10 protein-coding genes are annotated in these 5,945 nt (G+C 50.7%); 4 read left to right on the top strand and 6 right to left on the bottom strand.

All coding sequences use genetic code 11. From position 1 onward, the window contains the following. The 3 genes from GOB81_RS17560 to mobQ all read right to left on the bottom strand — a co-directional run. The coding region (locus GOB81_RS17560; protein ID WP_206752397.1) for a hypothetical protein at window positions 1-221 on the bottom strand (221 nt) is incomplete at its 3' end. Next, window positions 218-772, bottom strand: coding sequence for a hypothetical protein (locus GOB81_RS17035; RefSeq protein ID WP_173571427.1), 555 nt, complete (start codon window positions 770-772; stop codon window positions 218-220). The genes GOB81_RS17035 and GOB81_RS17560, both read right to left, overlap by 4 nt. Window positions 773-779: 7 nt before the next feature. Continuing rightward, a complete protein-coding gene (gene mobQ / locus GOB81_RS17030) occupies window positions 780-2,027 on the bottom strand; it encodes a MobQ family relaxase (RefSeq protein ID WP_173571426.1) in 1,248 nt (415 codons plus the stop codon). A 162-nt stretch (window positions 2,028-2,189) separates the two neighbouring features. Between mobQ and GOB81_RS17025 the strand changes: the two genes are divergently transcribed. Then, window positions 2,190-2,492 carry a hypothetical protein gene (locus GOB81_RS17025; protein WP_061498807.1) on the top strand — a complete coding sequence of 101 codons (303 nt, stop codon included), beginning with the start codon at window positions 2,190-2,192 and terminating at the stop codon, window positions 2,490-2,492. Between the two features lie 2 nt (window positions 2,493-2,494). Continuing rightward, a complete protein-coding gene (locus tag GOB81_RS17020; protein ID WP_061498799.1) occupies window positions 2,495-3,034 on the top strand; it encodes a hypothetical protein in 540 nt (179 codons plus the stop codon). Between the two features lie 105 nt (window positions 3,035-3,139). On the opposite strand, the gene GOB81_RS17015 is transcribed toward GOB81_RS17020, so the two are convergent. Further along, window positions 3,140-3,421 carry a type II toxin-antitoxin system RelE/ParE family toxin gene (locus GOB81_RS17015; protein WP_061498796.1) on the bottom strand — a complete coding sequence of 94 codons (282 nt, stop codon included), beginning with the start codon at window positions 3,419-3,421 and terminating at the stop codon, window positions 3,140-3,142. Further along, window positions 3,418-3,705, bottom strand: coding sequence for a CopG family ribbon-helix-helix protein (locus tag GOB81_RS17010; RefSeq protein WP_173571425.1), 288 nt, complete (start codon window positions 3,703-3,705; stop codon window positions 3,418-3,420). The genes GOB81_RS17015 and GOB81_RS17010 overlap by 4 nt, the downstream gene beginning before the upstream one ends. A gap of 519 nt (window positions 3,706-4,224) precedes the next feature. Here GOB81_RS17010 and GOB81_RS17005 point away from each other — a divergent pair. Both GOB81_RS17005 and GOB81_RS17000 read left to right on the top strand, forming a co-directional pair. After that, the gene (locus GOB81_RS17005; RefSeq protein WP_242010332.1) at window positions 4,225-5,010 is read left to right on the top strand and encodes a replication initiation protein; all 786 of its coding nucleotides are present in this window, start codon (window positions 4,225-4,227) and stop codon (window positions 5,008-5,010) included. Window positions 5,011-5,104: 94 nt separating this feature from the next. Then, a complete protein-coding gene (locus GOB81_RS17000; protein WP_173571424.1) occupies window positions 5,105-5,464 on the top strand; it encodes a hypothetical protein in 360 nt (119 codons plus the stop codon). Window positions 5,465-5,479: 15 nt separating this feature from the next. Here the strand turns inward: GOB81_RS17000 and GOB81_RS16995 are convergent. Further along, window positions 5,480-5,945, bottom strand: a 466-nt coding sequence (locus tag GOB81_RS16995) for a hypothetical protein (RefSeq protein WP_173571423.1), incomplete at its 5' end; no start/stop codon positions are given.

Below are 5,945 nucleotides of genomic sequence, written 5' to 3'. Positions count from 1 at the left end.
CCCGATAATGTAATAGCAACATTAGGGTACCGCCCTGGCACATCGTTTATATGTATATTATTACATGTGAAATGTACTGCACTTTGCATTTCACTAGAAAATGAACCAGATGGTGACGATGAAAAAACAGCATCCTCACACCTTCCATTTCTTACAGATTCATTCGCAAACGCCTTGCCACCACTTAAAATTATCATAACAAATAATATATTTTTATTCATTGCGGGCCAGATTCTTCAATTACAAGAAAAACAAAATTAACAAACATTTTATTTAGTTTGTATTTAATATGATTTTTTTCTATTTCAAAAACATCACACCATACCCCATTTCCTTTTTTTATTATAAAATCAGCATCTTCATATTTGTTATGCTTAATAAAATTAACAATACATTTAACGTATTCAAGATTACTATCAACTCTGTAAATCTCTTTTGCAGCTTCTTCGTATTTTTTCCATTCCTTTGGCTTTTTTTTACCCCTATTCTTACACCACAATAAAACAGATTTTTCCCACATGTGATACGCCAACACCACATAAGATGCACAAATATCATTCACGCAATCATGTAAAAATTCGCGCTCATACTCAATTTGCTTGCCATTCATTGATGAACATTCTAATTTTTCAATGTCTATATTTATCTCATCTAAACTATAATCCGATGAAACTCTGATTATATCCAAATTTATTTTGTATATTTTTACTTCATCTTCATAATGCATATTTTTAAACTCACACCCAAAAATCTGGCCCACTGTTGCAATCATCTATCAATCAGAAGCGAGACGGCCCTCCTCGCGCAGGCACCTGCATCCTCTCGGCCTGCTGACGTTTCTCTTGCACCTGATATACCTTCAGGTGCGCCCTGACGGCCTTCTCTTCGGCATCCAGTCCAGCGGTGCCCAGAGGGTGACTATGAGCCTTCAATGCGCGGTCAAACGGATCTGAAGGGTATTCTCCCGCAAGGAACTGCTCACGAGCATCAGGGGGCAATCTCTGCGCCCTTTTGGCTATGTCGGCCATGCGCTCCTTGGCCTCCCGCACAGCCCGCTCTCTGGCATCCCTGAGTGCCTGCTGGCGCAAGGCTTCCTTGCGCTCCTCCTCACGCCTGCGGGCTTCTGCCGCCCGTCTGACCTGTTCGTCCGCTTCCTGTTTTCCCTTTATCCTCAAGGCGTTCAGAAGGCCATTCACCCCTTTCCTCCTGGCGTCCATGGCCTGAGCTGCAACCTCCCTGACGGTAGCGGCCAGCTCGCGCACTATCTCCCGCACATGGTCGTTCAGGGTGCGCCTGCGCTCGTTCTCCTGGGCCTTGAACGTCTGGGGTTTGTATGGCTCCCCCTTCCGCTCCTGATCGGCCTTGTGCTTGCGCTCCATCGTGGTGCTGGTCGGCCCAAGATGCAGGGTCGGTATTTCATCCACGCCTTGCCGCTCATAGCTGCGGTGATCAATGCGGGCGGGCTTCTGATGGCGCTCTAGTGCTTCATTGCACTGCATAGCCCACAACTCCCGAAGGCTCTCGATTTCCGGCCCACCCGTCTTGGCTGCGTCCAGTATGCGGGTTTTCTTGCCCAGCCCGTCCGGCCCGACCTCCCGTGTCGTGGTGAGGATATGGGCGTGATAGTTCCGGTCATCACCACCGGCACTGGGGGCATGAAGGGCAACATCAGCAGCCACCCCGTAACGCTCGACCACAGCAGAAGCCAAAGACCGTGCAAGGTCTGCCCTGTCTTTGGCGTCCAGTTCAGCGGGAAGGGCGAGCACATATTCACGGGCCGTCACTGAGTTGGAACGCTTCTCAGCCTGCTCGGCTGCGTTCCACAACGCAGAGCGATTGTGCGCCCACTCGCAACCAGCCGGGGCAATGATGAAACTCTCATCAACCCCGGTTCGGTTGGCGTAGTCGTGTTGGCGTCCATCGCGTTCGTTGGTCAGCGTGTCACCTGTTCGATAAGCCGCAGCGGCAACGGCACTCCTGCCGGTGCTACGCGATACGGTCTTAACTGATAGGTGGAAGATCGCCACGGGATTCGGCTCTCTGACAGAATGGGGTTGCAAGGGGTTTGCCCCTGTCGCACGCAAACTCTCAGAGTTTGCATAAGTGCGCCCTTAATACCTATCGGCATGAAGGGTTCCTAGGCAACCTTAATTTGTGGTATGGATACACTCAAGAGGAGTTTCGAGCACATGAGCAGCACAAGCCAGCCCGCCAAGTCCCAGAGAATTCTTGAAGCCGAAAAGAGACTTGAGCAGGCGCGGAATGCTCTGAAAGATGCCCGCAATGCTGAGAACAGGCAGAAGCGGAAAATCGAGGATCGGCAAAAAATTATCTTGGGTAGTGCTTTACTAAAAGCAGCGGAAGGTGATGAACGGTTCTCGAACGTGATTGATGCCCTACTAAAGCGGTTGTCTCGTGAGCAAGACCTAAAGGCTTTTCAGGATCATGGGTTCACCACCCCCCGGCCAGTACAAGCGCAGAGTGAGGGCTGACCATGAATGACCCAGACGACACGGAAGATTTCGGCCTTCGTGCGTTTGAGGATTTGAAGAACACCGTCCAGCGATCGAATAAAGCCTATTCGGACGTTGCCGGTAAGCTGCCAGCCCTAGCGAAGCAACTTGAGGCACTGAACGCCAAAAGCACCAAAGCTGCGCAACGTGTTGAGGACGCTGCGCAGGCCGTCACCAGCTACATCAAGACCGACAGGCGCACCCTGCTCATCTCCTGCGGGTTTGGAGCCATTGCGCTCGTGTTCTGCGCGGCCTTTCTGGGTGACATTAAAGGAAGTCGAACCGGATACGCTCAAGGGTTCGCTGAGGGGCAGCAGGAAACCAAGAAGCGGGACTTACTGGCAGAATGGGCTGTGTCATCACCATCAGGCCGTATGGCCTACGAAATGGACAGGGTGGGCCAGATTCAGGCGTTCGGCATGTGTCGAATTGAGGGCTATAAGGTCAGAACTGACCAGAAAGGGACGTGGTGCGTCTCCACTTCCGGAAATGGCCTAGAATGGCCTCTAGCGCGCCCATGACTGCTTCCAGCCAGAAAACCACCAGAACACCCACGCACACCATTCCTGAGCCATTTACGGGCCAGTTTGATAGATATTTCAAGACTTCTGGGTAGCGCCTACCATTCAATGAAACGTCTCGCGATCCTGCCGGGTATGGAAAACGTCGGTGATGAACAGGGCATCCGCCGTGACTTCATAACGAATTTCATAGTCGTCCACGATGAAGCGCCTGACCTCACGGGGTGAGAAGACCGGGAGCAATGTACCCATCCGAGGAAACTGGATCAGAACGTCCGGTGCTGTCGTCAGCCGCCGCATGACACGCGCTACCGCGCGCGGATGGTCAAAGTCGGCGGTCAGTGTTTGCAGGTCAGATACGGCCTTGGCTGTCCATTCATATTTCACTGCTTGGGTTCCGGCAGCGGCAGCGGGTTAGCTTGGTCGATACTGTCAGCCCATGCCTTGACGGCCTCGGCGCTAACCGTCCGGCCCGCATCCACATCGGCCAAAGCTCGGCGTGTCGCCCGGTCTTTCTCCGCCTCATAGGCGAGGTAAGACGCCACGGCTTCCCGCATCACCCATGACCTGGGCCGCTCGATGGATTCCCCATACCGATCCATTGCATCCACTAGGTCAGCAGGCATCTGCACACTGACTACCTGCTTTCCAGATGAAAGTTTCTCGCTCATGGCACCACCTTAGTTGGTTTTAATAACTCTTATTAAGGCATAAGCCTGCACGGCTTCAAGCGAGATTGTCGGGCTTGCTCCATGCTTCTTGAGCATTTTTCCATATCCGGTTCCTCTGACGGTGCAAGTGTCGGGCGAGTGCGGAGCGGGAGCGGCGTAGCCCGCCGAAGGCGCCGACACCCTGAGAGGGTGCGTCGTGAAATCCGTCATTTTCCGGGTGTCATCCACAGCAGTTGCCCACACCGGCTTCCTTTCTTTTCTTGTTTCTTCTTGTTTATATGAAAAAAACCCTTTGTTTTCATATAGATACAATCAGTTAATGCGTCATTTTCCGGGTTAAATGCGTCATTTTCCGGGTTAATGCGTCATTTTCCGGGTGTCATCCACAGGCCAAAAACCCCTTATTCACACCCCTATTGCGTCACCTTCCGGGCTTATACGTCACATAAAAATATTGACGTATAATGTTTTATGCGTCATCTTTTCTGGTACGGCGCATAAGCCCGGAAGGTGACGCACTTGACCGCAAAAACGGCAGTAAGCCGCAAAAACTACGCCGCCATTCCCAAGCATGATCCCCAAGTCACGATGAGCAATGCTCTCGTGAGGGCCGGTCACGGGCTAACATTGGCTGAAAAGCGCATTGTCATGCTGGCCGTATCCAAGCTTGACAGCCGCGCACCAGCTCCGGCTCCCACCTCGATTGTGCCGCGAACCAAAATTACAGCAGCAGAGTATGCAGAAACATTCTCAGTCGATGCCAGGACAGCCTATGAGGCTCTACAAGATGCAGCAAAGCATCTGTATAATCGCTCCATCACCTTCTTTGAGCCCGCCTACACACGGGCCGGAAAGCCGCTCAAACCCATACGCAACGACATGCGATGGGTAGGACGATGCAAGTATCATGAGAATGAAGGTTGGGTTGAACTGTCATGGTGGCCTGACCTTCTCCCCTCTCTGATGGGGCTGAAAAAGCAGTTCACCACCTACAAGCTGCAACAGGCCAATGCTCTCCGCTCGGCCTACTCATGGCGGCTCCTGGAACTGCTCTTGCACTATCGGGACAGTGGGCTGGCCGAATATACTATTGAGGATTTCTGCGCCTCGATGGACGCGACAGAGAAGCAAAAAGCTAACTTCAACAACATCAAGCGTCGCATCATCGAACCCGCTGTCAAAGAACTGGTCGAGAAAGACGGCTGGCTTATCCAGTGGACGCCCATCAAGGCGGGTCGAAAGGTCTCGCGGCTTCGCTTTGAGTTCCGAAAGAACCCGCAACCCGACCTGTTCCCCCCATCATAGTCTGTCTGACAAGTCCGACAAAAACGTCAGACATGACAGACAGATGCTCCCCATGCTCCACTCATGCCAGACAAGTCATACAGTGGAGTCAGACATGACAGACGATCCGAAGCCGTGGTCAATCCGTGGCGTTCATCCCGAAGTCAGAAACGCCGCTCTTGCTGCGGCCAAACGAGAGGGTGTCACGATAGGGGAATGGTTAGACAGAGCCATTCGCTCACACGTTAAAAGTGTCCGGAAACCGGGAGAAAATACGTCAGACAACGCCGTCAGACATATGGCGGACTTGTCTGACGCGGAGCGTATTGTCAGTATGATTTCCCGGCTATCCGAGGCCGGTGCGCCTGTTCCTAAGCCCGTTGCCAGCAAAGCTTACGCTATTATCAGAGACAGTCTAAAAGGAATTCAGCAGCAACAAAAAGCCGCCCTACCGCCCCCGACATCAAGTGAATAATAACATTTCTATATACTACTGCACCTCTCTTACCTTCTTCATTATTTCATCCATCTTTTCTTTTGAATACTTATTAGATAAAAATCTATAATATAGATCGTGATACTCTCTATCCAAACCTAAATATACAACAGATACAGTTATTGTTACTACCCTTTCCACTTCATTAAATGTAAAAATTGAACTCCCATTTGCCTTAACCGGTATTGATCTTCCATTTATATGGTCAATAACAGCAGTAGAAGAATACTCTATTGAAAATGTATTTTTTGTTTCTTTAATATGATTGGCGCGATTATATTTTAGCGCCCAATCTTCATTCCGGGCATGCCAATCATATACCCAAACTGTAGGTATATCGCCACTAACTCCCGATAATGTAATAGCAACATTAGGGTACCGCCCTGGCACATCGTTTATATGTATATTATTACATGTGAAATGTACTGCACTTTGCATTTCACTAGAAAATGAACCAGAT

The organism is Acetobacter conturbans, assembly GCF_011516755.1.
Lineage (GTDB): Bacteria > Pseudomonadota > Alphaproteobacteria > Acetobacterales > Acetobacteraceae > Acetobacter > Acetobacter conturbans.
Note: the sequence above shows the minus strand (reverse complement) of the source record. Positions and strands in the feature narration are given on the sequence as shown.